The 25,585-nt window shown below is 70.6% G+C and carries 27 protein-coding genes; 10 read left to right on the top strand and 17 right to left on the bottom strand.

Features of this window, described 5'->3' with window-relative positions; translation table 11 throughout:
- Positions 1-87: 87 nt before the first annotated feature.
- Positions 88-1,707 (top strand): ABC-F family ATP-binding cassette domain-containing protein, encoded by a 1,620-nt coding sequence (locus tag AB0K18_RS06525; protein WP_364910768.1) that lies wholly within the window; start codon positions 88-90, stop codon positions 1,705-1,707.
- Between the two features lie 29 nt (positions 1,708-1,736).
- Here the strand turns inward: AB0K18_RS06525 and AB0K18_RS06520 are convergent, their stop codons facing one another.
- From AB0K18_RS06520 to AB0K18_RS06510, 3 genes are all read right to left on the bottom strand, one after another.
- Positions 1,737-2,168, bottom strand: coding sequence for a cupin domain-containing protein (locus AB0K18_RS06520; protein ID WP_355431523.1), 432 nt, complete (start codon positions 2,166-2,168; stop codon positions 1,737-1,739).
- A gap of 159 nt (positions 2,169-2,327) precedes the next feature.
- Positions 2,328-2,783, bottom strand: coding sequence for a hypothetical protein (locus AB0K18_RS06515; RefSeq protein ID WP_364910765.1), 456 nt, complete (start codon positions 2,781-2,783; stop codon positions 2,328-2,330).
- Positions 2,784-2,903: 120 nt separating this feature from the next.
- On the bottom strand, positions 2,904-3,419 hold the full coding sequence (locus tag AB0K18_RS06510; RefSeq protein WP_364910763.1) for a GNAT family protein: 516 nt from the start codon (positions 3,417-3,419) through the stop codon (positions 2,904-2,906).
- A 63-nt stretch (positions 3,420-3,482) separates the two neighbouring features.
- On the opposite strand from AB0K18_RS06510, the gene AB0K18_RS06505 reads away from it, so the two are divergent.
- The gene (locus tag AB0K18_RS06505; protein WP_364910760.1) at positions 3,483-4,214 is read left to right on the top strand and encodes a hypothetical protein; all 732 of its coding nucleotides are present in this window, start codon (positions 3,483-3,485) and stop codon (positions 4,212-4,214) included.
- On the opposite strand, the gene AB0K18_RS06500 is transcribed toward AB0K18_RS06505, so the two are convergent.
- From AB0K18_RS06500 to AB0K18_RS06485, 4 genes are all read right to left on the bottom strand, one after another.
- Positions 4,215-5,453, bottom strand: a complete 1,239-nt coding sequence (locus AB0K18_RS06500) for an RNA polymerase sigma factor (RefSeq protein ID WP_364910757.1) — start codon at positions 5,451-5,453, stop codon at positions 4,215-4,217.
- Positions 5,454-5,636: 183 nt separating this feature from the next.
- A complete protein-coding gene (locus AB0K18_RS06495; RefSeq protein WP_364910754.1) occupies positions 5,637-6,014 on the bottom strand; it encodes a YciI family protein in 378 nt (125 codons plus the stop codon).
- A gap of 32 nt (positions 6,015-6,046) precedes the next feature.
- Positions 6,047-6,730, bottom strand: coding sequence for a DUF998 domain-containing protein (locus AB0K18_RS06490; RefSeq protein ID WP_364910752.1), 684 nt, complete (start codon positions 6,728-6,730; stop codon positions 6,047-6,049).
- 156 nt (positions 6,731-6,886) lie between these two features.
- The gene (locus AB0K18_RS06485; protein ID WP_364910750.1) at positions 6,887-8,557 is read right to left on the bottom strand and encodes an RICIN domain-containing protein; all 1,671 of its coding nucleotides are present in this window, start codon (positions 8,555-8,557) and stop codon (positions 6,887-6,889) included.
- Positions 8,558-8,910: 353 nt separating this feature from the next.
- Here AB0K18_RS06485 and AB0K18_RS06480 point away from each other — a divergent pair, with 353 nt between their 5' ends.
- The 4 genes from AB0K18_RS06480 (at position 8,911) to AB0K18_RS06465 (ending at position 12,229) form a co-directional block, all read left to right on the top strand.
- Positions 8,911-9,453 (top strand): hypothetical protein, encoded by a 543-nt coding sequence (locus tag AB0K18_RS06480; RefSeq protein WP_364910747.1) that lies wholly within the window; start codon positions 8,911-8,913, stop codon positions 9,451-9,453.
- Between the two features lie 478 nt (positions 9,454-9,931).
- On the top strand, positions 9,932-10,300 hold the full coding sequence (locus AB0K18_RS06475; protein ID WP_364910744.1) for a YciI family protein: 369 nt from the start codon (positions 9,932-9,934) through the stop codon (positions 10,298-10,300).
- Positions 10,301-10,307: 7 nt separating this feature from the next.
- The gene (locus AB0K18_RS06470) at positions 10,308-10,634 is read left to right on the top strand and encodes a hypothetical protein (RefSeq protein WP_364910741.1); all 327 of its coding nucleotides are present in this window, start codon (positions 10,308-10,310) and stop codon (positions 10,632-10,634) included.
- A gap of 230 nt (positions 10,635-10,864) precedes the next feature.
- A complete protein-coding gene (locus AB0K18_RS06465) occupies positions 10,865-12,229 on the top strand; it encodes an erythromycin esterase family protein (protein ID WP_364910739.1) in 1,365 nt (454 codons plus the stop codon).
- Positions 12,230-12,460: 231 nt separating this feature from the next.
- Here AB0K18_RS06465 and AB0K18_RS06460 read toward each other — a convergent pair whose 3' ends face one another.
- Positions 12,461-13,033 carry a dihydrofolate reductase family protein gene (locus AB0K18_RS06460; RefSeq protein ID WP_364910737.1) on the bottom strand — a complete coding sequence of 191 codons (573 nt, stop codon included), beginning with the start codon at positions 13,031-13,033 and terminating at the stop codon, positions 12,461-12,463.
- A 70-nt stretch (positions 13,034-13,103) separates the two neighbouring features.
- On the opposite strand from AB0K18_RS06460, the gene AB0K18_RS06455 reads away from it, so the two are divergent.
- Positions 13,104-13,727 carry a TetR family transcriptional regulator gene (locus AB0K18_RS06455; protein ID WP_364910734.1) on the top strand — a complete coding sequence of 208 codons (624 nt, stop codon included), beginning with the start codon at positions 13,104-13,106 and terminating at the stop codon, positions 13,725-13,727.
- A 203-nt stretch (positions 13,728-13,930) separates the two neighbouring features.
- On the opposite strand, the gene AB0K18_RS06450 is transcribed toward AB0K18_RS06455, so the two are convergent.
- Both AB0K18_RS06450 and AB0K18_RS06445 read right to left on the bottom strand, forming a co-directional pair.
- On the bottom strand, positions 13,931-14,314 hold the full coding sequence (locus AB0K18_RS06450) for a cupin domain-containing protein (RefSeq protein ID WP_364910731.1): 384 nt from the start codon (positions 14,312-14,314) through the stop codon (positions 13,931-13,933).
- 78 nt (positions 14,315-14,392) lie between these two features.
- Complete coding sequence (locus AB0K18_RS06445; RefSeq protein ID WP_364910728.1) at positions 14,393-15,553, bottom strand: GDSL-type esterase/lipase family protein; 1,161 nt, start codon at positions 15,551-15,553, stop codon at positions 14,393-14,395.
- Positions 15,554-15,718: 165 nt separating this feature from the next.
- Here AB0K18_RS06445 and AB0K18_RS06440 point away from each other — a divergent pair, with 165 nt between their 5' ends.
- The gene (locus tag AB0K18_RS06440; RefSeq protein WP_364910725.1) at positions 15,719-17,794 is read left to right on the top strand and encodes an alpha/beta hydrolase-fold protein; all 2,076 of its coding nucleotides are present in this window, start codon (positions 15,719-15,721) and stop codon (positions 17,792-17,794) included.
- A 43-nt stretch (positions 17,795-17,837) separates the two neighbouring features.
- On the opposite strand, the gene AB0K18_RS06435 is transcribed toward AB0K18_RS06440, so the two are convergent.
- From AB0K18_RS06435 to AB0K18_RS06415, 5 genes are all read right to left on the bottom strand, one after another.
- Positions 17,838-18,686, bottom strand: a complete 849-nt coding sequence (locus AB0K18_RS06435; protein WP_364910722.1) for a lytic polysaccharide monooxygenase — start codon at positions 18,684-18,686, stop codon at positions 17,838-17,840.
- Between the two features lie 166 nt (positions 18,687-18,852).
- On the bottom strand, positions 18,853-19,821 hold the full coding sequence (locus AB0K18_RS06430; RefSeq protein WP_364910719.1) for a glycine betaine ABC transporter substrate-binding protein: 969 nt from the start codon (positions 19,819-19,821) through the stop codon (positions 18,853-18,855).
- Between the two features lie 72 nt (positions 19,822-19,893).
- Complete coding sequence (locus AB0K18_RS06425) at positions 19,894-20,670, bottom strand: ABC transporter permease (RefSeq protein ID WP_364910717.1); 777 nt, start codon at positions 20,668-20,670, stop codon at positions 19,894-19,896.
- Positions 20,667-21,659 carry an ATP-binding cassette domain-containing protein gene (locus AB0K18_RS06420; protein ID WP_364910714.1) on the bottom strand — a complete coding sequence of 331 codons (993 nt, stop codon included), beginning with the start codon at positions 21,657-21,659 and terminating at the stop codon, positions 20,667-20,669. The genes AB0K18_RS06425 and AB0K18_RS06420 overlap by 4 nt, the downstream gene beginning before the upstream one ends.
- Positions 21,646-22,299, bottom strand: a complete 654-nt coding sequence (locus tag AB0K18_RS06415; RefSeq protein WP_355432505.1) for an ABC transporter permease — start codon at positions 22,297-22,299, stop codon at positions 21,646-21,648. The genes AB0K18_RS06420 and AB0K18_RS06415 overlap by 14 nt, the downstream gene beginning before the upstream one ends.
- A 124-nt stretch (positions 22,300-22,423) precedes the next feature.
- Here AB0K18_RS06415 and AB0K18_RS06410 point away from each other — a divergent pair, with 124 nt between their 5' ends.
- Complete coding sequence (locus AB0K18_RS06410) at positions 22,424-23,377, top strand: IclR family transcriptional regulator C-terminal domain-containing protein (protein WP_364910711.1); 954 nt, start codon at positions 22,424-22,426, stop codon at positions 23,375-23,377.
- 16 nt (positions 23,378-23,393) lie between these two features.
- Here the strand turns inward: AB0K18_RS06410 and AB0K18_RS06405 are convergent, their stop codons facing one another.
- The gene (locus AB0K18_RS06405) at positions 23,394-23,972 is read right to left on the bottom strand and encodes a dihydrofolate reductase family protein (protein ID WP_364910709.1); all 579 of its coding nucleotides are present in this window, start codon (positions 23,970-23,972) and stop codon (positions 23,394-23,396) included.
- Positions 23,973-24,073: 101 nt separating this feature from the next.
- Positions 24,074-24,595 (bottom strand): peptidase inhibitor family I36 protein, encoded by a 522-nt coding sequence (locus AB0K18_RS06400; protein ID WP_364910706.1) that lies wholly within the window; start codon positions 24,593-24,595, stop codon positions 24,074-24,076.
- A 179-nt stretch (positions 24,596-24,774) separates the two neighbouring features.
- Between AB0K18_RS06400 and AB0K18_RS06395 the strand changes: the two genes are divergently transcribed.
- Positions 24,775-25,581, top strand: a complete 807-nt coding sequence (locus AB0K18_RS06395) for an SAM-dependent methyltransferase (RefSeq protein ID WP_364910704.1) — start codon at positions 24,775-24,777, stop codon at positions 25,579-25,581.
- The last annotated feature ends 4 nt before the right edge of the window (positions 25,582-25,585 follow it).

The following is a 25,585-nucleotide window of genomic DNA, read 5'->3' as shown; positions in this document are numbered from 1 at the left end:
GCGTGGCCCTGTCTCGTCGTTTCCCGAATCCCTGTCCCTTTCGCCGGGCGGCTTTCGGCGCGCCCGCGTTCCCGTACGAGGTCTGCCATGTCCGATGCGTTCATCGTCTGCTCCCACCTGTCCTTCTCCTGGCCCGACGACACCCCGGTCTTCACCGATCTGTCCTTCAGCGTGGGCGGCGGCCGCACCGGGCTGGTCGCGCCGAACGGCGCGGGCAAGAGCACGCTGCTCAAGCTGATCGCCGGCGAGCACCGCCCGCGCGGCGGCGGCGTCACGGTCGAAGGCGTGCTCGGCTATCTGCCCCAGACCCTGCCGCTCGTCGGCGACCTGACCGTGGCCGAGGTGCTCGGCATCGCGCCGGTGATCGCCGCGATCGACGCCATCGAGGCGGGCGACACCGCGGAGGAGCACTTCACCACTATCGGCAACGACTGGGACATCGAGGAGCGCACCCGTGCCCAGCTCGAACGGCTCGGCCTCGGCGGGCTCGCGTTCGACCGCCGCCTCGGCACGCTCAGCGGCGGCCAGGTGGTCTCGCTCGGCCTGGCCGCGCAGCTGCTCAAGCGGCCCGACGTGCTGCTGCTCGACGAGCCGACCAACAACCTCGACCGCGCCGCCCGCCGCCGCCTCTACGACGTGCTCGGCGACTGGTCAGGCTGCCTGCTGCTGGTCAGCCACGATCGCGCGCTGCTCGACCGCATGGACCGCATCGCCGAGCTCGAACGCGGCGAGGTCCGCTTCTACGGCGGCGGCTTCACCGCGTACGAGGAGGCGGTGCGCACCGAGCAGGAGGCCGCCGAGCGCAACGTGCGCAACGCCGAGCAGGAGCTCAAGCGCGAGAAGCGGGAGATGCAGCAGGCCCGCGAGCGCGCCGAGCGGCGGGCCGGCAACGCCGCGCGCAACCTGAAGAGCGCGGGCCTCGCGCGCATCGTCGCGGGCGGCCTGAAGCGCAGCGCGCAGGAGTCGGCGGGCCGGGCCGGGCAGATGCACGCCGGCCGCGTCGGCGACGCCAAGGCCCGGCTCGACGAGGCCGAGCGGGCGCTGCGCGACGACCAGAAGATCGTGCTGGAGCTGCCGGACACGCGCGTGCCGGCGGGCCGCACGGTGTTCGAGGGCGCGGGGCTGCTGGCCCGTGACCTGTTCGCCGCGCCGGGCATCGACCTGTCCGTACGCGGCCCCGAGCGCATCGCGCTGACCGGCCCCAACGGCGCCGGCAAGTCCACCCTGCTCCGCATCGTCAGCGGTGACCTGGCGCCCGACGCGGGCACGACCCGGCGGGCCGACGGGCGGGTCGCGTACCTGTCGCAGCGGCTCGACCTGCTCGACCTCGACCGCACGGTGGCCGAGAACCTCGCCGCCTTCGCTCCCGGCATGGCCGCCGCCGACCGGATGAACCTGCTGGCCCGCTTCCTGTTCCGCGGCCAGGGCGCCCACCTGCCGGTCGGTGTGCTGTCGGGCGGTGAGCGGCTGCGCGCCACGCTGGCCTGCGTGCTGTGCGCCGAGCCCGCTCCCCAGCTGCTGCTGCTCGACGAGCCCACCAACAACCTCGACCTGGTCAGCGTGGCGCAGCTGGAGAGTGCGCTGAGCGCGTACGAGGGGGCGTTCGTGGTGGTGAGCCACGACGAGCGCTTCCTCGCGGAGATCAAGGTGGAGCGGTGGCTTGAGCTGTCGGACGGCCGCCTCCTGGAAACCGCCGCCCCCTCCTGACGGCCCTCCTGCCGGCCCGGCCGGCGGGGTCAGGGGCGTGGGGCGCGGCGGTCGCGGCGGGCCTCCAGCTCCTCCGCGCTCACCGGGATGAGCATCGGCTGCCCGCTCACCCCCCACATGTGCACCACGAACACGGTCTCGGCGTCGGCGAGGTTGTTCGCGTCCTGGTAGTGGATGAGGTCGCCGCCCGGCTCCCAGAACGCCTCACCGGTCCTGATGACCCGTTCGGGCTCGCCCTCCAGCTCGAAGAGCAGCTCGCCGCTGATCACGTACCCGAAGGCGGGCCCGGTGTGGCGGTGCGGCGGGTTGCCCTCGCTGCCCGGCGGCAGCGTGACCAGCAGCGTCATCACCTCCGCGCCATCCGGCACCTGCGGCGCCGGCACCGACGCGACCAGCTCCAGCTTGGGCGGCGGGGTGGTGGCGTTCGGATTGTCGAGGTGGTGCCCGTGCTCGGCTTTCATGATCTCCCCCGTTCCTGTCCGGCCGGTCACGCGCGCTTGTTCCGGCGGTGACCGGCCGGTCGGCCGGGGGTTACGCTGCCCGGCCCGCCGCGCGGCTACCCGGCGGCGGGTTCAAGGCTTGGTGACGATCCGCACAGGCCCGCTTGGCCCGGCGTCGGGTCAGGGGATCTTGTACTCCTGGGCCTTGCCGCAGTAGCTGATCCCGATGGGCGGGTCGCTGTGGCGGCACACCTGCACCACGACCCGGTCTATGGTGCGCACCCCGAGCGTGTCGGAGAGCGAGAAGGAGAACTTGATCTGGTCGTTGTCCACCTTGTACGTCTCGGAGTCGACGAGCTCGCTGCCCCGGAAGCCGCTGAACGTGGCCGTGGAGTACCTGTCGTCGGGGGAGCAGATGCTCGGGCCGCCCTCGTCGGTGAGCACGCCCTCGACGTCGACCCGCGGCCTGATGACCGGCCCGTCGTAGCGCTGGATCGTGCCCTCGGTGGATCCGCGCAGGCAGCTGTCGCCCGAGTCCGCGGCGAACGGCACCGCCTCGGCGGCCATGGCGGGCGGGGCGGCCAGTAAGCCGGCGGCGAGCACTGCGGTCATCGTCAACCCGGTGAGCAGACGCACGACATCACCTTTCCGTTTCTGGGGAGTGAGGAGATTCGTGACCATCGTGGGCGGCTTTCGCCGCCCCTGCCTGTGCCCGCGGTTACAGGCCGCCGAATGGACCGTGCCAGTTCGCGCAGGTCATCGCCCCGCTCGCCACGCCTCCCGTGTCAGGCCCATCGTCACCGACGTCCACCACTGCCCGCCGACCTCGATCGAGCGTTCGTACACCCGCTCCTCCTCGAACCCGAACCGCTCGTACAGGCGCCTGGCGCCCGCGTTGTGGGCGTAGACGCCGAGGGTGACGCGCGTGACGCCCGGGCCGGCGAAGGCGGTGGCGAGCGCCGCGTCCACCAGGGCCGCCCCGTGGCCCTTGCCGCGCGCCGACGGCGCCACCAGGACCAGCCCGAGGCGTACGGAGTGATCCTCCTGGTCGCGCAGCGAGACGTGGCCGATCACGGCGCCGGCCGGATCGACGGCTGGATCGACGGCGGCCAGGAGCCGGCGGCCCGGTTCCCGCAGGGCGAGCAGCTGCCCCGCGTCGAAGGGCCAGGTGAAGCCGGTCTTGCCGGACCACAGCACGAGCGCCTCCCGATCGTCGATCCAGGAGGCGATCACAGCGGCGTCGGCGGGTTCGAGTGCGCGGAGGAGGACCATGGGTCCATTGATAGCGCAGGGGCGTGGCCGGGTCGTGATCCGGCTGGTGCATGATCACTTTTCATGAAGAAGACGATCACCGTGCTGGCGGCCTGCGGGGCCGTCCTCGCCACCACCGTTCCCGCCCACGCCGCACCCGTCAAGGACCCCGAGCGCGCGCTCAAGAGCAAGCTCGTCGCCGGGCACGGCGTGCGGTTCACCGAGACCACCGTCGTGACCGGCGACGGCAAGGTCACGCTGCAGAAGCGCAAGGGCAGCTTCCAGTTCGACCGCAAGGGCATCGTGGCCTCCGACATCTCCGCGACGCCGAAGGGGCGGGCGCGCGAGCGGACGATCAGTGTCGGCAAGTACACCTACACCCAGGGCGGCATCTACGAGGAGAAGCTCGGGGCGACCTGGGCGAAGTCGCGCGGCCTGCCCGGCGGCGCGTCCGGCTTCTACGGCCAGGTCATCAACCCGGCGGAGCCGAAGACCTTAGCCACGCTGGTGAAGAAGGGCCGGCTCAAGGGCAGGACGCTGACCGGGAAGATCACGTTCAAGGACCTGGCGAAGGCGTCGCGCTGGTTCGACGCCTCGGTCCCGCTGCGCATGCACGACGACACGAAGGTGAGCTACACGCTCACGCTGTCGTCGGCGGGGCTGGTGAGCCGGGTGAAGAGCTCGTACGCGGCGACGGGCGTGTTCGACACCAACGGGTTCGACGGCAAGACGATCACGATCGACAGCAGGTTCACCGGCTGGGGCGCCAAGACGCGGATCAAGGCCCCGAGCGACGTGGCCACTCCACCGAACTGATCAGGACGGCTGCCGCAGCGCCGCGGCCCTGGCCAGGAACAGCTCGCGCTCCCGCGCGTTGCGGGTGAGCCCGGCGGCCCGCCCGAACTCGGCCGCCGCCTCCTCGTCGCGTCCCAGCCTGGCCAGCAGGTCACCGCGTACGGCCGGCAGCTGCGCGTACCCACGCAAGTGCCGCTCGGCCACGAGCGCGTCGGCGATCTCCAGCCCACGCTCGGGGCCGTCCGCCATGCCGACCGCCACCGCCCGGTTCAGCTCCACCACCGGCGACGGCGCGACGTGCGCGAGCAGCCGGTAGAGCGCGGCCATCCGCGCCCAGTCGGTGTCCTCGGGGGTCAGGGCCCTGGCGTGGCAGGCGGCGATGGCGGCCTGCAGCGCGTACGGGCCCATCCTGCCCAGCGCCTCGGCCCGGCCCAGCGCGGCCAGGCCGCGGCGCACCAGCAGCCGGTCCCAGCGGCTGCGGTCCTGGTCGAGCAGGAGGATCGGGCTGCCGTCCGGCGCGGTCCTCGCGGGGATGCGCGAGGCCTGGATCTCCATCAGTGCCGACAGCCCGTGCACCTCGGGCTCGTCCGGCATCAGCCCGGCCAGCACCCGCCCGAGCCGCATCGCCTCCTGGCACAGCGACGGCCGCACCCAGTCGTCGCCCGCGGTGGCCGCGTATCCCTCGTTGAAGATCAGGTAGACGATCTCCAGCACCGAGGCGAGGCGGGCGGGCAGCTCCTGCGGCGGCGGCAGCTCGATCGGCACCTTCTTGTCGGTGAGCGTGCGCTTGGCCCGGGAGATGCGCTGGCCCACCGTCGGCTCCGGCACCAGGAACGCCCGCGCGATCTCCTCGGTGGTCAGGCCGCCCAGCGTGCGCAGGGCGAGCGCGATGCGGCCCTCGGCGGGCAGGACGGGATGGCAGACGGTGAAGACGAGCCGCAGCAGGTCGTCGCCGACGTGGTCGTCGAGCGCCGCGTCGAGGTCGTCGCCGGAGAGGCGTTCGCGCAGCTCCAGGTCACGGCCGACCTCCTGGAGCTTGCGTTCGTACGTGTCGCGCCGCCGGAACTGGTCGAGGGCCCGGTGCTTGGCGGTCACCATCAGCCACCCGCCTGGATTGTCCGGTACGCCCTTGCGCGGCCACTCCTCCAGCGCCGCGACCAGCGCGTCCTGGGCCAGCTCCTCGGCCAGCCCGACATCGCCGACCATGCGGGCCAGGCCGGCGATCACCCGGGCGGCCTCGATCCGCCACACGGCCTCCACCGCACGGTGAGAATCGGCGGGAGTCTCGGCGGGAGTCTCGGCGGGAGAATCGGCGGGAGAATCGGCGGGGGAATCGGATTCGGCAAGCGTCACGCCTCCTGAATACCGCATCAGGAGGCGTGACGTCCGCCCGGGTCGGGCGACGATCGGACATCGCAGGCACGGGCGCGACGTCCGACCGGCTCAGGCGCCGGGCGGCGCGAGGTCCGCGGGGCTGAAGAGCCGCAGCACGTCGGCCTGGCCCTCCCATCCCGGCCACAGGTCGCGGTGCAGCTTGAGGAAGCGGCCGGCCCACTCCACGGCCTCCTCCTTGCTCCTCACCTCGTACAGGGCGTAGCTGATCAGCTCTTTGGCCTCGGCGAACGGCCCGTCGGTGACGGCCAGCCGGCCGCCGGACACCTCGACCCTGGCACCCTCGGAGCTGGGCGCGAGGCCGCTCTGGTCGAGCAGCGCCCCCGACTCGGTGGCCTGCTGGCCGAGCTTGAAGATGGCCTCCATCAGCTCGGCGGGCGGCGGGCCCTCAGGCTGGGTGGCGACGCGCAGTGTGATCAGGTAACGCATGACGGTTCCTCCTGGTAATTCAAGGTGATTTTTCAGGCAGTGGTACGTGCGAAGTGCAGCGACATTAGCGACAGCCAGCACCAGACCGCCACCATCCCGGCGACGAACCCGAGCGTGCTCCACGCCGCCCCGCCGCCGCTCGCGATCCCCGCGAACGACATCAGGAACGCCGTCCCGGTCACCCGTGAGTAGATCGCCCAGCCGCGGCGGCCCTCGCGGGCGAACCGTGAGGCGATGACGTAGCAGGCCGCGGCCATGCACGAGAACCCGATGCCGCCGACGGCGAGGTGCGCGAGCCCGGTCGCGGTGACCGTACCGGGGCCGTCGGGCGTCCCGGCGGGGAAGCCCAGCGCCGGGTCGGCGGGGAAGACCGCCGCGCCGATCAGGCTCACCCCGAACGCTGCCACCAGCGCCGGCGCCCACCGCGCGCCCCTCGAACGTGCCGCGTCCGGCCCGCCCGAGAGCGCCGTGCGCAGCCCCGCCGCGGCGGCGATCGTGAGCACCGCCGTGACGAGGAAGTTCGCGGTCTGGACCCAGCCGAGGTCGCCGTTGGCGAGCAGGCTCCAGGAGTGCCTGGTCAGGTCGAAGCCTTCCCGGGTCAGCGCCTGGGCCAGGCCCGCCGCCACGTACAGGGGGCCGGCCGCGACCCCGAGCATCAGCAGGGGGCGGGCCTGGGTGATGATGGCCGGGCGGATGGTGGGAACGTGTGCGGTCATGGTCGTCGTCCTCGTGCTCGGGGGCCGCCCGTGCGGCCCTCTCACAGACGCAGCGAACGGGACGACGCGGTTTCGACGACCGCCGCGAAAAAACTTCGAAGAAAAAATCCGGCGGCCTCGGAGCGGAGGATCCGAGGCCGCCGGGGGAGGGGAGGGCTATGGCGTGAAGGGGGCGCCGCCGAAGGTGACGACGAGGCGGCCGTCCGAGGCGAACGACCAGCTCAACGACCCGCTGTAGGAGGAGCAGCGGGACCCGTTCGAGCCCGTCCAGAACTGGTTGGAGCCGTCCGCGTTCCCCACGGTCTTGTCGTTGGACCCGCTGCCGCTGCGGCACGAGACGTTGTTGCGGAAGACCGACGTGCCGGCGTCGAAGGAGAAGTTGCGCTCCTCGTTGTCGATGCTGACGTTGTCGGAGATCGTCATCGTGCCCGGGTTGCGGTTGTAGGTGAAGCCGTGCTTGCCGTTGCGGTAGGCGATGCTGCGCCGTACGACGTGATCGACCTTGATGTCCTCGCCGCCGAGCTTGTACCCGTTGCGGTCGCCGTTGCCGGCCTGGCTGCCGTCGCTCAGCGTGCCGTTGTCGTACGCCAGCGAGTCCTCGATGGTCACAGGCCCGATCGCGCCGGTGTCGCTCTTGGTGTAGAGGTCCCAGCCGTCGTCGATGTTGTTGCGGGCGACCGCGTACCTGAAGACGTTCCCCGAGCCGACGGTGAGCTTGGCGGCGAAGCCGTCGGCGTCCTCACCGTCGGAGTCGGCGTTGTCGTGCGACAGCGCGGTCAGGACGAGGTTGTTCGACGGCCACTGGTCGCGCGGGGTGTCGGAGGCGATCCTGGACAGCTGCAGGCCGGTGTCCCTGTTGTAGCGGGTGACGGTGCGCTCCAGGATGTTGTTGCTGCCGCCGACGAAGATGCCGTTGTCGCCGGCCCGCTCCACCACGACGCCGTAGATGTGCCAGTACGACCCGTTCACCGCGAGCCCCCGGTTGGCCGAGTTCTCGCTCTGGGCGGAGAAGTTCAGGATCGGCGTCTCACCCGGGTATGCCGAGATCTTCTTGCGGGCGCTGGAGGTGCCGTCGTTGCCCGGTGCGATGGTGATCGTCTGGGACGGCCGGTACGTGCCGCCGCGCATGTAGATCGTGCCGCCCGCGGCGATGCGGGTGATGGCCGAGGTCAGCGTGGTCGGGTCGTCCTGGGCGCCGGACGCGGAGTCCCTGCCGGCGGGCGCGACGTAGAGGGTGTCGCTCGTCGGCGGCGGGTCCGTCGGGTCGGGATCCGGATCGGGGTCGGGGTCGCCGTTGCCGGCCGTTCTGAGCGTCCACTGCTTGGTGGCGGCCGAGTCGCAGGAGTTCTGCTGCAGCAGGGCCCCCGACGAGGTGGAGTTGTCCTTGACGTTGAGGCACTTGCCGCCGTTGGCGTTGACGACGCGGTAGCCGGCGCCTGACTCGGTCAGCCGCCACGTCTGCGAGGCCGCCCCGGTGCACGTCTCCTGCTGCACGGCCTTGCCCGCGCTGGTGGAGGCGTCGCGGACGCCGAGGCACTTGCCGCTGTGCGCGGCCTTGATCTGGTAGCCGGCGCCCGAGGCGGTGATCGTCAGCACCTGTCCTGCGGCGTCCGAGCAGGCGTTCTGCACGAGTTGCACGCCGTCGCCCGAGCTCTGTCCCGGTACGGTGGCGCACAGGCCGCTGGCGCCGTTGACCAGGGTGTAGTCGCCGTTCGACGGGGCCGCGGCGGCGGAGGTGTGCACCGCGGCCACCAGGCCGCCGGTCGCGATGAGGCCGCCGGCCAGGATGACCGTGAGCCTTCTGGTCAGAGGTTCGTTCTTGCGCACGTCCCAGCTCCATTCGTACGAGAGGGGCTTCGTCTCCGTGCGTGCGCCGCCCGGTGAGGCGGGAAGGCGGTCGCGCGGGGTCGCTGGTATTGCGATACAACCGGTTGCAGTAACAGTGACGTTACACAGCTGAAACGTCAATACATGCTGGTAAAACTGCAAACGGTTCGAGGGATTCGGCCTGCTCAGGTCGTCGTCGCTGCAACAACCGATTGCAATATTCATGCTTCAGGGGGCGTACGCGGGTTGTGGCGCCTGGGGACACGTGGCCGCCCTGCTTGGCTAATCTCCGGCCGTCCTCATACCGTCGTGCTCATGCGTACTGAGGTCTCGAGGCCGAGACCGTGACAGCCATGAAGGTCTGCGCCGCCCTGGGAGCGGCCGCGCTCCTGGCGGCCGGCTGCTCCGGCGAGCCGGAATCGTCGCCCACCCCGAGCCCGCCAGGCGGCACCGCGACCACCGGCTCCGTGTCGCCGTCGCTGAGCACGCTCACCCCGACCGCGTCCGCCTCCCCCAGCCCCACCGTGACGGTGCCGGCGAACCCCGCACGGGCCGAGGGTGAGATCAGACGGGCCTGGGAGACGTTCTTCGACGAGCGCGGCTCGACGGCGGCCAAGGTCAAGGTCGTCGAGAACGGCGAGATGAACGAGCTGATGGTGCAGGCGTTCGGCGAGGACGAGCGGTTCGGCCACGTCACCGGCCGGGTCAGGAACGTGCGCTTCGACTCGCCGACCAAGGCCCAGGTCTCTTACGTGCTGCACCGCGGCGAGCGGACCCTGCTGTCGAGCAGGCGGGGCAAGGCCGTGCACCAGGGCGGCCGGTGGAAGATCGCGTTCAGCACGGTGTGCTCGTGGGCCAAGTACGGTGAGGACGTCCCGAAAGCGGCCGCCTGCTAGCAGAAGAAAGGGGCCGGACGCTTGGTCGCGTCCGGCCCCTCGTGTTGTGTCATGTGGTCGGCCACCTCGGTGACCTCCGCTCAGCGGCGGCGGCGCCGGCGACGGGCGCTCTGACCCGCGCTTCCACCACTGTTCCTGCCGGGAAGCGGCTGCGGCGGCCGGGCGGCTGAGAAGCCCATCAGACCGAGGTAGTGCAGCATCGCCATGACAAACCCCCGTTTATATAGCGAGTGCGGTACGTCGTACCTGCACACATTGATGCGAACACCTAGCGCAACCCGGCGGTTCTCCCGATCCTTCCCGCTGCACGCCCCCCGGCGGATTCGTGACCAGGCTTTTGCCTTCTGACCACCTGCTTCTCCCGCCTCGGCCCGCCCCTTAGATTTGTTGGCTCCGGCATGTCGAAGCCGTCCCTGCCGCTCCGACTACCTGGTGAGCGGCGCCGACGGCGGCGCCGCAGTCCGACGAAGGAGACGACATGAAGTTCCTGTTGATCATGCACGTGAACCCGCAGGTGTGGGACGGGCTCACCGAGGAGCAGCGCAACGCGGTGATGAACGGCCACGGCACGTTCATGGAGACGATCAGGAAGTCCGGCGAGTTCATCGAGACCGCCGCGCTGGGGGACGTGTCGGAGAGCGCCGTGGTCCGCGTCCGCGGCGGCGCCCCCGTCGTGACCGACGGTCCCTACCTGGAGGCCAAGGAGTACTTCGGCGGTTACTACCTGGTCGAATGCGACAGCCGCGAGCGGGCGCTCGAACTGGCCGCGCTCATCCCCGACGCGTCGGTGGAGGGGCTCGGCATCGAGGTGCGCCCGGTCGTCTTCTCGGCGACCGGCGAGGACTGAGCGGGCGGTGCGCTTCGTCCTGACCCTGCACCGCTCGCACGGGGCCGGCCCGGGCGGCGCCGCGTTCCTGGCCGCGGCAGGGGAGGCGGGCGAGCTGATCGGCGGGTACACACTCGCCGACCCGTCCCTCGGCGTCGTCGTGCAGCTCCTGCACGGCGCCACCTCCGTGACCGGCGTCCCGCACCCCCGCCCCGGAACCCCCGCCACCGCGCAGTACATGATCGACTGCGAGAACCGGGAACGCGCCGTGGAACTGGCGGCGCTGCTGCTCGGCGGTGGGGACGGCGACGTCGAGGTACGACCCGTCATGGAGGCGGCCGGGCTGGAGATGTGACACCGGGGCGGCCGTGGAGCGGCCGATCAAGGGGCGGTCCTGGCTCGGCTGATGGCGAGGTGGTCCTGGCCGCGAGCGCCGAATGAGGATCTGTGGTGCCGGATGAGGACCTGGGTCCATATCCGGGTAACCGCAGGTCTAGTGTCGCGTTCGTCGATCTAGCCCTTCGCCCGCTCCCGGTGGACCTCGGTCCGATGCCGTGCCGGGCCGCTCCGGTGTGGACTTGACCCATGATTCGACGCCCCCGCAGACTCGACCGCCGGGCCACGCCCGGGCCCGTACGCACGTTCCTCGGCGCCGTCACGATCGCGGTGCTGGCGGCAGGCTGCGGGGGCGTGGACACCTCGCATGTGACGGCCACGGCCGTGGTGCCGCTCGACCGGGCCCCGCTCACCGACGCGGCCGCCGCCCGGGTGGTCGGCATCGGCGAGGCGACACACGGCAACAAGGAGTTCGTTCAGGTCCGCAAGCAGATCATCCAGAAGCTCGTGCGAGAACACGGCTTCCGTACGGTCGCGCTGGAAGCCGACTTCGGCGGCACAGCCGCGGCCGCCGACTACGTGATGGCCGGCCGGGGCAGCGCCGAAGACGCGGCCAAGGCGCTCGGCTTCGACATCTACCGCACGCGCGAGACGGCCGACCTGCTCAAGTGGCTCCACGACCACAACGAAACGGCCGCCGACCGCGACAAGGTGCACGTCTACGGCTTCGACATGCAGCGCTACGACCACAATAAGGAGCGGCTGCTCAGCTACCTCGCCGATGTCGACCCCGCCCAGGTCGAGCCGGTACGCACGGCCCTGGCCGACCTGACCGACGCGAACAGACAGACCCTGTCGGGCGAGAAACTGACCACCGCCGCCAAGGCCGCCGAGCAGGTGGTCACCCAGCTCAAGGCCAAGCAGCAGACGTATGAGCGAGCCGTCGTGAAATCCGGGCGGCGGGCGTACGACCGGGCCGATGTGACAGCCGGGCGGCGGGCGTATGGGCGGGCCGGCTCCGCCGACGCCTTCGCGCTGGCCCTGCACCACGCCGAGACGATCCAGCGCAGTGCGCAACTGCAGACCTCCGGCAACGACTACGCCCGCAAGCGCGACGCCTGGATGGCCGCCAACATCACCTGGATCACCGACAGAGAAGCCGCCCAGGGCAGGAAGAAGGTCATCGTGGCCGGTCACGACGGCCACATCGACAAGAGCGGCGCCGCCTTCTCGTTCCCGTCGATGGGACCGCGGCTGGCCGAGACGTACGGCGACGACTACTTCGCGATCGGCACCGACTTCGGCACCAGCACCTTCATCAGCCGCGACGACGGCAGCGGCGAACGCCGCCGGTTCACTGTCACCCACGACGCCCCGCTGGCCAAGCTGTTCGGCCGCGAGCCGATGGGCTACCTCAACGTGGCCGAGGCGGCCGCAGCCGACCCGGCCAACCGGCGGCTGCTCACCTCGGAGGTGTCGATGGGCAGCGTCGGCGACGGCTTCCGATCCGTCTACACCGCGATGAGCTGGACGTACACGGTGAAAACGGTCCCCACGAAGGCATACGACGCTGTGGTCTTCGTCCCCAAGGCCACCCCGATCTCCCCACTATGATCAGGACACACCCCCGACGACAGCTCAGCAACTCGCCAACGCCCGTCGGTGACCGGAAAACGCAGGCCGCTCGGCGAAGCCGCATGATCGCGCGAACGCTTGAGGGCTCGGCGCGCTCCCGGACCTTGCCCCCCTCTCGGCCCCCCAGAACCTTCGCACCCTCAGCAGTCCGGCAGTCCGGCCCCCGGCACCCTCAGCAGCCCAACACCCTCAGAGCCCTGCTCAGGGAGGTCAGGACCTTGTGAACCAGGTGACCTGGGCGCCGTTGCTGAAGGTTTCGCGGTGGGTCGGTGTGAACAGGGTGGGGGAGAAGGCGCCGTTGAACATGGGGACGCCCGTGCCCGCCACCACCGGGTAGCTCTTGATGATCAGCTCGTCGATCTCCGGGAGCAGGGACGCGGCCATCTTGCCGCCGCCTCCCAGGTAGATGTCCAGGCCGGTGTCCTCCGCCTTGAGCCGGCGTACCAGCTCGATCGGGTCGCCTCGCTCCACCCGCACGGTCGGGTCGTCGATGGTGAGCGTGCGGGAGACGACGTACTGGCGCAGGTGGGCGTAGGGGCTGGTGGTGGGCACGTCGAGGGCGGGCTCGTACGTGCCGCGGCCCATCACCATCGTGTCGAACGCCTTGTTCGGCACGTCGTCCATGCCGAAATGCCGGCGGATGTGGGTGGGGATGGTCTCCGGATAACGCTCGTTCATCCAGGCCACCATGTCGTCCGGCACGGGATAGAAGTCGAACTGTGCCTCGGGCCCGGCGATGTAGCCGTCAATGGAGGCGCCCACGTAATACACGAGCTTTCGCATTAAGTCACTCCTTTTGCAGTACTATGCGTGAAGTGGTCTGAACGTAGTACTACAACTGGAGTGGTGTCAAGTGCGCAAAAACCCCGAGCGGCGCCAAGCGCTGATCGACGCGGCCATCGAGGTGCTCGCGAGGGAAGGGGCACGCGGTCTGACCTTCCGCGCCGTCGATGCGGAGGCGGGCGTGCCCGTCGGCACCGCGTCCAACTACTTCGCCACCCGCGACGACCTGTTCACCCAGGTCGGCGGACGCATCTACGAGCGCCTGCTGCCCGACGAGACCACCGTCGCCCGCAACCGCGAAGGCGTCCAGGACGAAGCCCGGTTCGCCGAGCTCATGCACGAGCTGGTGGACCGCATCTCCGCCTTCAACTCCGGCTACCTCGCCCTGCTGGAGCTCCGCCTGGAGGCCACCCGCCGCCCTGAGCTACGCGCCGTCCTGACCAAGCGCATCCGCGAGGACATCGACGCCAACATCAGCCACCACACCGTCTCGGGCCTCCCCGGCGACTCGGCGTCCGTGGTCCTCCTCTACCTGGCCCTCAACTGGCTGATCGTCGAACGCCTGACCCTCCCCGAGATCTTCACCGACCGCGAGATCCACGACCTGATCGACTTCGCCGTCCGCCGCCTGCTCACCACCACCCCACCCACACCGGCCCCCGGCACCGAAGCAGGCCAGGGCGGTGCGGGCTGACCTACGAGTCGAAGCGCCAAGCAGGCAGACGTCGTGCTCGTCGCCATGCCGGCACCCGGTGAGCAGCCGGGACGACTGGCGCTGCTCCCGACCGACGGCTTCGCGTCGAGGCCCTGTGGCACTGGCCTCGCGACGGTGGTTGGCGTGCGTGGGGCTTGGTGGCGGGTGTGTCGGGTTATCGGCTGGTTGGTGTCAGTAGCCCATCATGTCGTTGGTGTTGGCGGACCGGTGGTGGGTGCCTTGGCGTAGTTCGCGGCGCCGCCTGCGAAGTCGTACATGATGCACTGTTCGTCCCCCACCACCCAGGCGTCGTGTCCAGGTGGGCAGACGAACAGGTCGCCCGGTCCGATCTCGGCCTCCGTGCCGTCGTCGGCGTGCAGCCGCATGCGGCCCTGCACCACGAACGCGGTGTGGTGCACCTGGCAGGAGTCGGTGCCCGCGATCGGCTTCACGGACTCGGACCAGCGCCAGCCCGGCTCGAAGGTGGCCACGCCGAACGTCAGCCCGGACAGGTTGCAGACCTCCAGGTGCCCCCTGGGGAAGTCGCGGCGCTCGTCCGGCTTGTCGATGTTCTTGACCTCGATCATGACGTCCCCCTTCCGTCCCCTTCAGTCTTTCACCGCACATTCCCCCTCACAAGCCGCTGACCTGCACATTTCAGGTGTTCAGCGGGTGGCGAAGGGGGAGCCGGGGGAGAAGACGAGGCGGGTGAAGTTCTCGCTGATGCGGCGGTGGCCGTCCTCGCTCGGGTGCACGTCGTCGGGCAGCGGCAGCTCGGCGTTGTCGGGCTCGCCGTACAGGTCGCGGCCGTCGAGGTAGTGCAGGTGCGGGTCGTCGGCGGCGCGTTCGGACACGATCGCGGCCAGCTCGCGGCGGACGACCTCGAGCGTCAGGTGCCCGGACGCGACCGCCGCCGGGTCGCCGGTGGGGCGGAAGCGTATGGTGCCGTCCTCGAACTGAACGGTGAGGGGCCCCGGTGTGCGCTCCTGGATCGGGCACAGGATGGCCGACACGACGAGCAGCGGCGTCTCGGGATGACCGTCCCTGATCGTGTCGAGGAACCCGTGTGCGGCGGGGACGAAGGCCCGCAGCCGCATGGCGTCGCTGTTGACCAGGTTGATGCCGATCTTCACGCTGATGAGGTCGGCCGGGGCGTCGCGCATGGCGCGGGCCGTGAACGGATCGAGCAGCGCGCTCCCGCCGAACCCCAGGTTCACCAGCTCGACCCCGCCCGCGGCGGCGGCCAGGGCGGGCCAGATGGCGGTGGGGTGCAGGGCGTTGGAGCCGTGGCTGATGGAGCTGCCGTGGTGCAGCCACACCCGCCGCCCGTGCGGCCGGGCCGGGGCGACCGGCGCGTCCGTACGCACCGCGGACAGCTCGGTGGTCTCGTTGTGCGGGAGCCAGATCTCGACGTCCTTGTCACCGGCGGGCAGCCCGGTGAAGCGGGCGGTGCCGGAGGGCCCATCGTGCACCTCGACAGCCCCGGTCGCGAAGTCGGCGACGCGCGTTCGACCATCCGGCACGGTGGCCTGGGCGGCGAGCCGGCCGTCGATCATCAGGTCGTAGACGCCGGAAGGCGGATCGGGCAGCCCGCGGTAGGCGCGCTTGGTGGGCAGCACGTCCAGCTCGACGGTGGTGGCGGCGGTGCGGAAGGCGAGCCGGACGCCGGACGGCTGGCTCTCGGCCATCGCGAGCTGCTCGTCCGGGATCCGCCTGCGCGCTCGTGCGGGCAGCCGGTGGGGGAGCAGTCCGTACGGGGTCCGCTCCACGTCCAGCGCGCCCCGCAGGAGGCCGGGGGTGACGGGAGTGGTGATCAGTTCGTTCATCGCCTCAAGCCTGACAAGGGGAAACAAAAACTTACATCTATTATGCACTAGCTTAAAGTCATTAAGCATGGGCGACAGAAACGGACAGTTGACAGCACACCCCCCGCCCCATGAAACTCTCCCGAAACATGAGGCGCGTTCGGTAAACGTTTACAGGAGTGGTCGATGCCCGTACCCCGATGGATCACCGCCGGCGCCCTCGCCGTCGTGACCGCGCTCAGCCTGACGGCCGGCCCCGCCCAGACCGAGGCGCGGACCGGCGGGACGATCACCACCGCCGCCGCGCCCTCGAAGGCCCTGGGCGAGGACATCGCCTACAACGTCTACCTCCCCGCCGGATACGACCGGAGCAAGGACCGCCACCCCGTGCTCTACCTGCTGCACGGCCGCGGCGACAGCATGCAGGCGTGGACCCGGGTCAAGACGACCCTCGACGACATGATCAGGACCAGGCGCATCCCGCCGGTCATCGCGGTCATGCCGGACGCCCCGTGGAGCGAACGCGGCAACTGGTACGTCGACTCCCGCTACACCGGTGACGACCTGCCGGGCCGCCCGGTGGAGACGGCGCTGACCAGGGACCTCGTCGCGCACGTGGACGCCACGTACCGGACCGCGCCCATCAGGCAGGCCCGCCTGGTCGGCGGTTACTCGATGGGCGGCGCGGGCGCCCTGCGCTACGCGCTCGCGCACCAGGACCTGTTCGGCGCCGCCGCCGTGCTCAGCCCCGCCGTCTACACGCCGCTGCCGCCGTCGGACTCCTCGGCCCGCGACTACGGCGCGTTCGGCGAGGGCGAGGAGAAGTTCGCGGACGCGGTCTACAAGAAGCTCAACTACCCGGCCCTGCTCGAGGACCTCGACCCCGACCTGCCGGTACGGATGTTCGTGGCCGTCGGCGACGACGAGTACGCCAACCCCGACCCGGCCGACGCCCGCCACGACCTCGACTTCGAGTCGGCCGCCCTCTACAACGCCGCCCGCCGCTCACCCGCGATCTCCGCCCAGCTCAGGATCCTGGACGGCGGCCACGACTGGGACGTCTGGACCCCCGCCTTCGAGCAGGCCATGGCCGACCTCGGCCCCGGACTCAGCATCGTCCCGCCGACGGGCCTGCCCGCCCCGCTGCACGGCACGTCCGCCGTGGACTGGGCGGGCGGCGTGGCCGCCGCAGCCGACGGCACCCTGACCATCGGGTACGCCACCGCCGAGAAGGGCGACCTCGACGCCGTCGTCACCAGGCCGGGCGGCTGGACCCGGCGCATCGCCACACCCGCCGACGAGCGCCTGTACGGGGTCGCGCCGCTGCCGGACGGCGGCGCGCTCGCGGCCGGCTACACCAAGGGCGACCTGGACGGGAAGCACGCGGGTAACGGCACCGACGACGCGTTCGTGGTCAGGCTCGGCCCGGACGGCGAGGTGCGCTGGACCACCCAGTTCGGCGCGCCGGACGCCGCCGATCGCGTGTACGGGCTCGCCGTGGCCCCCGACGGAGGCGCGTACGTCGCGGGCTACACGAAGGGCGCGCTCGACGGCGCCAACGCCGGCGACAAGGACGCCATCGCCGCCCGCCTGGGCCCCGATGGCGAGGTGACGTGGATCCGCCAGTACGGCGGCCCCGGCGAGGACAAGGCCACCGGCGTCGCCGCCGCGGCCACGGGCGTCTACCTGACGGGCAGCACCACGGCCGCGCTGCCCGGCACGACCGCGCGCGGCGGCACGGACGGCTGGCTGGCCGCGTACACCGCCGACGGCGCCAGGACCTGGGCCGCCACCGAGGGCGGCACCGGCGACGACCGGCTGAACGCGGTCACCGTCACCACCGCCGGCCTGGTCGTCGCCACCGGCGCCACGTCGGGCGACGCGCTCACCGTCGCCTACACCGACCGGGGCAAGCGCCGATGGGAGCACCGGCTCGCCACCGCCGCCGCCGACGAGGGCGCCGCCGTGGCCGCGCTGCCGGGCGGGGAGATCGCGGTCGCCGGCTACACGCGGGGCAAGGTGGGGGTGCCGGCGGGCGGGGCCGACGTGCTGACGCTCCGCCTGGACGCCAAGGGCGCCCAGCGCGCCGCCGCCCAGCTCGGGACCGTCAGGGACGACGGCGTCGACCCGTTCGCCGAGCCCAACCTGTACGCCGCGGCGACCGGGCAGGGGAAGGTGGCGATCGCGGGGCTGACGTACGGCACGCCTGAGGGCGGCCGCGCCTTCGGCAACGGCGACGTCTTCCTCGCCACCGTCCCGTGACGAGGGCGGCCGCCCTCAATGCGGCCGCCCTCGATGAGTGAGGTCAGACGCGCTTCCAGAGGGCGGGCACGTTCGGCGGCTCCCAGCCGGCGAGCGAGGTGTGCGCCTGGATGCACTCGTACGTCGAGCCGCTGTACGTCACCCGGTCGCCCACCCGGTACGCCTTGTTCGCGCTCCACGTGCCGCCGGGGTTGGTCGGGGGGTTCGTGGGCGTCGGGGTCGGGGTGGGGGTCGGGGTTGGCGTGGGCGTCGGGTTGGGGTTCGGAGTGCCACCCCCGCCGAAGTCCACGTCCGAGCAGGTGTAGAAGGCCTCGTTGCTGCCGACCACGCGCTGCCAGATCGAGTAGAGGATGTGCCGCCCGCTCCGCTGCGGCAGGTTGATCGACCAGTTCGTGAACGTGGTCGGGTTCTGGTTGTTGAACGTCTTGATGTGCACCAGGTCCGACCACTTGAGGGGCATGGTCGGGTTCCAGCCCTCACGGGTGATGTAGAACTCGAAGTTGCTGTTGGCGTGCGGGGCGGTCGCGTGGTACGTCAGCGTGAAGTTGCCGGGCCGCACCTGCGTGGCAGGCCAGTCGGAGCGCTGCAGGTCGAGCCCGCGGTACTTGTCGCGGCCCGCGCTGCAGAGCTTGCCGTCGGGGATGAGCTGGCGGTGCCTGCCGCCCGCTTCGAGCAGCGAGACCTCGTTCCAGTCGTAGAACGCCTGGGTGCCACCGGCGGCCACGGCGGCCTTGCAGGCGGCGGACTTCGGCGACTCCGGGCCCTCGTTCTTGCAGACGTAGACGCGGCTCGGGGGGTTGGACATGGTGCCGTGTGCGTTGGCGGCGGATGCCGGCAGCAGGACCAGCATTCCGGTGGCCGCCGTCACGGTCGCGATCGTACTCTTGCGCACCTGCGCTCCTGGGGGGTGAGACAGGATTAAAAAGGAAACCTTCCTAAGAATTATCGATTTCTGACTCACGCGCAAGCGGTTCCAGTCAATGGACCGGTCCGGACGCGCGAACGGCCCGCGCCGGACGAGGCGCGGGCCGTTCCCGAGAAGACGGTCAGGCAGACGGTCAGGCGGGCGAGCCCAGGAAGCCCTCCTTGCTCAGCCACTCCTCGCTGACCTTGTCCGGCTCCTTGCCCTCGACGTCCACCTGCGCGTTGAGCTGCTGCATGGTGGCGTCGTCGAGCTTGTCGATGACCGGCTGGAGCACCTTCTCCAGCGCCGGGTACTTCTCGAACGTCTCCTGCCGCACGGTCACCGCGGCGTTGTAGATCGGGAAGAACTTCTTGTCGTCCTCCAGCACGGTGAGCCCGAGCGCGGCGATGCGGCCGTCGGTGGTGAACACCTCGCCGAAGTTGCAGGTCTGGCCCTTGTCGGTCTCGGTGTAGACGACGCCGGTGTCGAGCAGCTTGACCTGGTTCTTCGGGATCTCCATCTCGTAGGCCTTGGACAGGCCGGGCAGGCCGTCGTCACGCGTGGAGAACTCCGTTTCTATGCAGAGCGTGACCTCCTGCGGTTTGGTCTTGAGCAGCTCGGCCACGTCGGAGACGGTCTTGACGCCCAGCTCCTGTGCCTTCTCGGAGCGGATGGCCAGGGCGTAGGTGTTGTTGAGCGGGGTCGGCCCGATCCACTTGATCTTGTTCTTGCTCAGGTCGGCCTCGGAGGTGGCCTTGAACTGCTCGGCCGAGTCCTGGATCGGCTTGGTGTTCTTGAGGAACTCGATCCAGCCGGTGCCCGAGTAGTCCCAGTACAGGTCGATCTCGCCGGACTCCAGGGCCTTGCGGTTGGGTACGGTGCCGCCGAGGTTGGTCTTGTCCTCGATCTCCGCGCCGTGCGCCCGGAGCAGGTGCACCGCGATCTTGCCGAGCATGATGTTCTCGGTGAAGTCCTTGGAGCCGACCACGAGCTTGGCGCCCGCCAGCTCGTCACCGGCGCTGCCCGTTTCGACGGAGCCGGAGCCGCCGCATGCACCGGCCGACAGGGTCAGCGTCGCGGCGGCGAGAAGGGTGAGTGTCGTCCTGAGGGGACGGAAACGCATGTCAGAAACACCTCTGTGGGGGTTGCGTGGGGGAACTGCCTGACGAAACGGGGGATTTCAGGGATGGCGAGATCACATGCCGCGCGGCTTGAGCGCGTGCTCGGCCAGACCGCCGAGCCAGTCGATGAGGAACGCGATGCATGCGGTGAGCACGCCGCCGACGATGGTGACGGGCATGCGGTTGAGCTTGAGTCCGTTGATGATCAGCTCGCCGAAGCCGCCGGCCGCGACGAAGGCGCCGAGCGTGGCCACGCCGACGGTCAGGACGAGCGCGGTACGCAGCCCGGCCAGGATCGCCGGCACCGCGAGCTTGAGCTCCACCCGCCGCAGCACCTGGCCACGGGTCATGCCCATGCCGCGCGCCGCCTCGATGAGCGCGGGATCGACCTGCTGCACGCCGACCATGGTGTTGCGCAGCACGGGCAGCACCGCGTACGCGACGAGGCCGACCAGCGCGGTCTGGAAGCCGACGCCCATCAGGAACGTGGCGAGCACCAGCAGGCCGATGCAGGGGACGGCCTGGCCCAGGTTGCCCACGGTGAGGATGAGCGGCGCGACGATCTTGTTGCGGGCCCGCGAGGCGACGATGCCGAGGGGGATGGCGATGACCACGACGAGGAGGGTCGCGGCGGCCGTCATCTTCAGGTGCTCGACGGCCTTGGTGACGATGACGGAGGTGTTGAGGCTGCGCTGCTCGATCGAGTCCAGCTCCAGCGTGCCGACCCAGAGATAGAGGGCGGCGAGCACGACGAGCACCGCGACCGGGGTGAACAGCAGGCTGCGGACGCGGGGCATGCGCCGTTCGAGGGGACGGACGGGCGCGGCCCGCCGCAGGGTATGGACGGTCACCGGAGACCTCCGCTTCCCGCGCCCTCCTGCTCCGGCGCGCCGACCGCCGCGCAGAGCGAGGCGTAGGTGAGCACGCCCGACGGCGTGCTGCACCGGTCGGTGCCGTGGGCCAGCATGAGGTCGAGCGCCTCGCGCAGCGTGGTGCCGGCCGCCACCTGCAGCAGCGCCGGGTCCGGGGACGGCTCGGCGGGCGGGATGTCCTCGACCCGGAGCAGCGCCAGCCGCTTGAGCGTGCCGTCCTGGCCGATGAAGCTGGCCACGTAGTCGTCGGCGGGATTCGCGAGGATGTTGGCGGGGGTGTCGTACTGGGCGATGTGGGAGCGTTCGCGGAGGATCGCGATGCGGTCGCCCAGCTTGATCGCCTCCTCGAAGTCATGGGTGACGAAGATGATCGTCTTGCGGAGCTGCTTCTGCAGGCGGACGAACTCGTTCTGCAGGTGCTCACGGGTGATGGGGTCGGTGGCGCCGAACGGCTCGTCCATGAGCATCACGGGCGGGTCGGCGGCCAGGGCCCTGGCTACGCCGACGCGCTGCTGCTGGCCGCCGGAGAGCTGGCGCGGGTAGCGGTCGCGGAACGCCGACGGGTCGAGGCTGACCAGCGAGAGCAGCTCCTCGACGCGCTCGGCGACCTTGGCCGGGGCCCAGCCGAGCAGCTTGGGCACCAGGCCGATGTTCTGCGCCACGGTCAGGTGGGGGAACAGGCCGACCTGCTGGATGGCGTAGCCGACGTGCCGGCGCAGCTCGTCCGGGTTGAGGCCGAGCACGTCCTCGCCGCCGATGAGGATCTCGCCGGAAGTGGGCTCCACCAGCCGGTTGATCATCTTCATCGTGGTCGTCTTGCCGCACCCGGACGGCCCCACGAACACGACGAGTTCGCCCGCCGGGACGTCGAGGGTGACGTTGTCGACCGCTGGGGCGGCCTGCCCCGGGTACTGCTTGGTCAGCGAGCGCAGTTCGATGCGCACGCCTTCGGAGTCACGGTCGAACACGAAGCCCCCTCGGGGTGGTCAGTAGGCGGACGGCGAAGAAGAACAGGTCGAACAGGATGGCGATGACGACGACGCCGAGGGTGCCGGCGAGCGTGGCGTTGAGCGAGTTCACCGAGCCGAGCCTGGACAGGCCCTCGAAGATCTGGTTGCCGAGGCCGGGCCCGTCGACGAAGGCGGCGATGGCGGCGATGCCGATGAGCATCTGCGCCGAGATCCGCACGCCCGCCAGGATCAGCGGCCAGGCCAGCGGGAGCTGCACCTGCAGCAGCACCCGCGTACGGGTCAGGCCCATGCCGCGGCCCGCCTCCACGGTGGCCGCGTCCAGGCCGTTGAGCCCGGTCACGGTGTTGCGGATGATCGGCAGGAACGCGTACACGACGAGCGAGACCAGCGTCGAGCCCCAGCCCAGGCCCGTGATCGGGATGAGCAGGGTGAGCAGCGCCAGCGAGGGGATCGTGAGGATCGCCGCGGAGACCGCTATGGAACTGCCGCGTACTCTCGGAGAGTCGTAGGAGAGGAGCCCGACGGCGACGCCGATGAGGGTGGCGATGAGGATCGCGATCGCCACGACGAGGGCGTGTTCGGCGGCGGCCAGCGAGAGGGTGTCCCATCGAGAGACCACGTACTCGCCGAAACTCATGAAGTGACCACCTTCGCTTACGCTTGCATGGATTCGCAAACGTATGCGATCTGTTGCGGTGAGCGCAAAATGAGATGCAGCTAGCGCAACACTAGTGCAATGCTTTCGTTACGAACGGACAAGGATGACGGAGAAGCCGCCAGTGTCCTCGGCCGGGCTACGCCGGGACATGGAGATCCTCGAAGTACTCGCAGGTCATGGGGATGAACGGGACGCCGACGGCTTCGGCGTGAGCTGGATCGCAGAGCGGCTCGACCGGGAGAAAAGCCAGGTCTCGCGGGCTCTGCGGTCCCTGGAGCTCGAAGGCATGGTCGAGCGCGACCCGCTCACCCGCCGTTACCGGCTCGGGTGGCGGTTGTTCGCGCTCGCCGCCCGCACCCAGCACGCGCGGCTCGTACGCCTGGCCGCCCCCTACGTCCGGCGTCTGGCCGCTGCGTTCGACGAGGACGCGTACCTGTGCGTGCTGCGCGGCAGCATGGTGCTGACCCTGCTGTCGGTACCCTCGTCGCGGGCTTATCACCGGGTGTGGGAGGGTGTGTCGGTCCCCGTCATCATGGCGGGGGCAGGCCGTTCCCTGCTGGCCGACTGGGACGACGACCGCGTCCGCGAGCTACTGCGCGCCACCCTGCCGTCGGGGCTGGACAGCGCGGTCGGCAGCGAGGAGCAGTGGCTGGCCGAGCTGGCGCACGTGCGCACGGCCGGGTACGCGATCTCCGACACCGAGCTGGACGACACCGAGGTCGGGGTGTCGGCTCCCGTACGCGACCATCGCGGGCTGATCACGGCGGCGCTCACCGTGTCGGTCACCCGGACGTCGGGGCGGGCCCGCCTGCACGAGATCGGCGGGGTCGTCGCGCAGACGGCGGGGGAGTTCTCGATCGGGCTGGGCCACGGCCCGGCGGGCCCCCGTCCGCCGGGCGAACCGGCCCGCACCCGCCGCGCCTCCCGCCCCGCCCCATCGGACCTCGCCCCATCGGATCCTGGCCCTTCGGACCTCGCCCCCGAGGCCCCATCGGACCAGGACCCCGCCGCTTCGCCCGACCCCGCCGCTTCGCCTGACCCCGGCTGCGACTTCTAGCGAGCTCTGGCCGGCTTCAGCGGCTCTGGCGGCGGACGCGGTAGCGCAGGTGGAGCACGCGATCGCCCCGGATGACCACGTGCGGGTCCTCCAGCAGGTGCTGCGCGTCTAGCGAGCCGAAGTACCGCTTGCCAGAGCCGAAGACGACCGGCACGACGTCCATGGCCACCTCGTCCACCAGCCCGAGGGCGAGGGCCTGGCCGCCGACCTCGCCCGCCGCCACGCCGACCGTGCGCTCGCCGGCCAGCTCGCGCGCCTTGGCGACCGCCTCGGCGACGCCCTCGACGAAGTGGAAGGGCGCGTCCGGGTGCCAGCCCTCGGGCCGGGGCCGGTGCGTCACCACGACGACGTGCTCGCCCGACGCCGGCCGGCCCTGCCAGCCGTCGGTGGTGTCGAACAGGTGCCGGCCGATCACCAGCGCCCCGACCTCCGGCAGGACCTGCTGGAGGTAGTCGGCCGACGCCTGCGACACCCGGCCCATGCCGACGTCCACGGTCCCGTTGCCGTACCAGTCGAACAGCGGGCCGACCTGGTCGTCCGCGTCGGCGATCAAGCCGTCGACCGACACCACGTTGTGCATCACCACGGTGCTCATGAGATCTCCTGACAGCGTCCCCGGAGCCGGTCCCGGACGGGACCGCTCACCCATGCGTCGAACGGCCGGCCCCCGGATCGACACGCCTCAGGAAAGATTTCTCACAGGCCCTTGGCGGCGTAGTCGTAGCGGTCGTTATAGCGCACCCACGCCTTCTTGCCCTCGAAGAGCTGGAAGGGGTCCGGCTGCCACTTCTTCTTGTCCTTGAGGAAGTAGTTGTTGCGCTCGCAGGAGCCGCGCGCCCAGAACGACGAGACCTTGTCGCGCCAGTAGCGGGTGAAGTCGAACTTCTTGCACTTCGCCGGTGACGAACGCCACTTGGCCATGGCGCCGCGCCAGTTCCTGTGCTCGTACACGCAGTACCAGCCGCGCGGGCAGGACGCCTGCGTGGCCGACAGCAGCAGCCGCACCGAGCCGCCCTCCCAGGCGATCTCGTTGTTGCTGATCTTCGTCCCGTAGGGGATCGCGGCCAGATAGGCGTTGATCCGCGCGGTGTCGGCGGCCGCCTGGGCCGGAGCGGCGTTGAGAGCGCCCGCCACGACCGCGCCGGCGGCGATCACCGAGCCGGCCCGCACCAGCGTGCGCCGCGCGCGGCCGTTCCCGGTCCTGGTTGTGTGGCTCATGTCGTCCTCCCCCTTCGGGTGATCCGTCGGGGGACACGCTAGGCGGCGGCGTGTTGAGCATCTGTTGAGGCCATGTTGAGTGAATGGCATGACCTGCGGCATTTGCCCGGCGAAGGCGGGGCATGGCGTCTATGTTGATCTCTTAAAACGTTGAATCTGATGCTGATGAGGAGGCTGTGATGGGGGAGAACGCAGATCGCGCCGCGCTGGCCGCACGCATGGACACCTCCGTCCCGCACCCCGCCCGCGTGTGGGACTACTGGCTGGGCGGCAAGGACAACTACGCCCCCGACCGCGAGGTCGGCGCGGAGATCGTGAAGGTCATGCCCGACCTGCCGGTCAACGCGCGGGCCGAACGGGAGTTCATCGGCCGCGTCGTGCGCCACCTGGCCGGTGAGTGCGGCATCGACCAGTTCCTCGACGTGGGCACCGGCATCCCCACCGCCGACAACACGCACCAGGTGGCCCAGCGGGTCAACCCCAAGGCCAGAATCGTGTACGTCGACAACGACCCGATCGTGCTGGTCCACGCGCGAGCGCTGCTGGTGGGCACCGAGGAGGGCGCGACCGACTACCTCGACGCCGACCTGCGCGAGCCCGGGCCGATCCTGCGCGACGCCGCCCGTACCCTCGACTTCTCCCGTCCGGTCGCGCTGCTGCTGATGGGCGTGCTGGAGTTCGTGCCGGACGCCGGGCCGGCGCACGCCTCGGTGCGCACGCTCCTGGACGCGCTGCCGTCCGGCAGCTACTTCGCGCTCGCGCACAGCGTCCGCAGCGCCTCGATGGACAAGGCCGCCGCCGAGTGGAACGCCAGCGGCGCCACCCCGCTCACGCTGCGCACCGAAGGCGAGCTGCGCGCCTTCTTCGACGGCCTCGACCTGCTGGAGCCCGGCGTGGTCTCGCTGCCGAAGTGGCGCCCTGAGCCGGAGACCAGCTTCCAGGACCGCGAGGTCTTCCAGTTCGGCGCCCTCGGCAGGAAGCCGTAACCGC

The sequence above is a fragment of the Nonomuraea sp. NPDC049421 genome, from assembly GCF_040677005.1.
GTDB lineage: Bacteria > Actinomycetota > Actinomycetes > Streptosporangiales > Streptosporangiaceae > Nonomuraea > Nonomuraea salmonea.
The sequence above is the reverse complement of the archived record's forward strand: the minus strand, read 5'-3'. Positions and strand labels throughout refer to the sequence as shown.

What these genes read in the sequence shown, in the direction of transcription:
- AB0K18_RS06400 (WP_364910706.1), bottom strand. Translation starts at nt 24,595, where the DNA reads ATGAGCCACACAACCAGGACCGGGAACGGCCGCGCGCGGCGCACGCTG.
- AB0K18_RS06430 (WP_364910719.1), bottom strand. Translation starts at nt 19,821, where the DNA reads ATGCGTTTCCGTCCCCTCAGGACGACACTCACCCTTCTCGCCGCCGCG.
- AB0K18_RS06415 (WP_355432505.1), bottom strand. Translation starts at nt 22,299, where the DNA reads ATGAGTTTCGGCGAGTACGTGGTCTCTCGATGGGACACCCTCTCGCTG.
- AB0K18_RS06475 (WP_364910744.1), top strand. Translation starts at nt 9,932, where the DNA reads ATGAAGTTCCTGTTGATCATGCACGTGAACCCGCAGGTGTGGGACGGG.
- AB0K18_RS06395 (WP_364910704.1), top strand. Translation starts at nt 24,775, where the DNA reads ATGGGGGAGAACGCAGATCGCGCCGCGCTGGCCGCACGCATGGACACC.
- AB0K18_RS06480 (WP_364910747.1), top strand. Translation starts at nt 8,911, where the DNA reads ATGAAGGTCTGCGCCGCCCTGGGAGCGGCCGCGCTCCTGGCGGCCGGC.
- AB0K18_RS06520 (WP_355431523.1), bottom strand. Translation starts at nt 2,168, where the DNA reads ATGAAAGCCGAGCACGGGCACCACCTCGACAATCCGAACGCCACCACC.
- AB0K18_RS06445 (WP_364910728.1), bottom strand. Translation starts at nt 15,553, where the DNA reads ATGAACGAACTGATCACCACTCCCGTCACCCCCGGCCTCCTGCGGGGC.
- AB0K18_RS06405 (WP_364910709.1), bottom strand. Translation starts at nt 23,972, where the DNA reads ATGAGCACCGTGGTGATGCACAACGTGGTGTCGGTCGACGGCTTGATC.
- AB0K18_RS06510 (WP_364910763.1), bottom strand. Translation starts at nt 3,419, where the DNA reads ATGGTCCTCCTCCGCGCACTCGAACCCGCCGACGCCGCTGTGATCGCC.
- AB0K18_RS06495 (WP_364910754.1), bottom strand. Translation starts at nt 6,014, where the DNA reads ATGCGTTACCTGATCACACTGCGCGTCGCCACCCAGCCTGAGGGCCCG.
- AB0K18_RS06440 (WP_364910725.1), top strand. Translation starts at nt 15,719, where the DNA reads ATGCCCGTACCCCGATGGATCACCGCCGGCGCCCTCGCCGTCGTGACC.
- AB0K18_RS06490 (WP_364910752.1), bottom strand. Translation starts at nt 6,730, where the DNA reads ATGACCGCACACGTTCCCACCATCCGCCCGGCCATCATCACCCAGGCC.
- AB0K18_RS06410 (WP_364910711.1), top strand. Translation starts at nt 22,424, where the DNA reads ATGACGGAGAAGCCGCCAGTGTCCTCGGCCGGGCTACGCCGGGACATG.
- AB0K18_RS06460 (WP_364910737.1), bottom strand. Translation starts at nt 13,033, where the DNA reads ATGCGAAAGCTCGTGTATTACGTGGGCGCCTCCATTGACGGCTACATC.
- AB0K18_RS06450 (WP_364910731.1), bottom strand. Translation starts at nt 14,314, where the DNA reads ATGATCGAGGTCAAGAACATCGACAAGCCGGACGAGCGCCGCGACTTC.
- AB0K18_RS06525 (WP_364910768.1), top strand. Translation starts at nt 88, where the DNA reads ATGTCCGATGCGTTCATCGTCTGCTCCCACCTGTCCTTCTCCTGGCCC.
- AB0K18_RS06505 (WP_364910760.1), top strand. Translation starts at nt 3,483, where the DNA reads ATGAAGAAGACGATCACCGTGCTGGCGGCCTGCGGGGCCGTCCTCGCC.
- AB0K18_RS06465 (WP_364910739.1), top strand. Translation starts at nt 10,865, where the DNA reads ATGATTCGACGCCCCCGCAGACTCGACCGCCGGGCCACGCCCGGGCCC.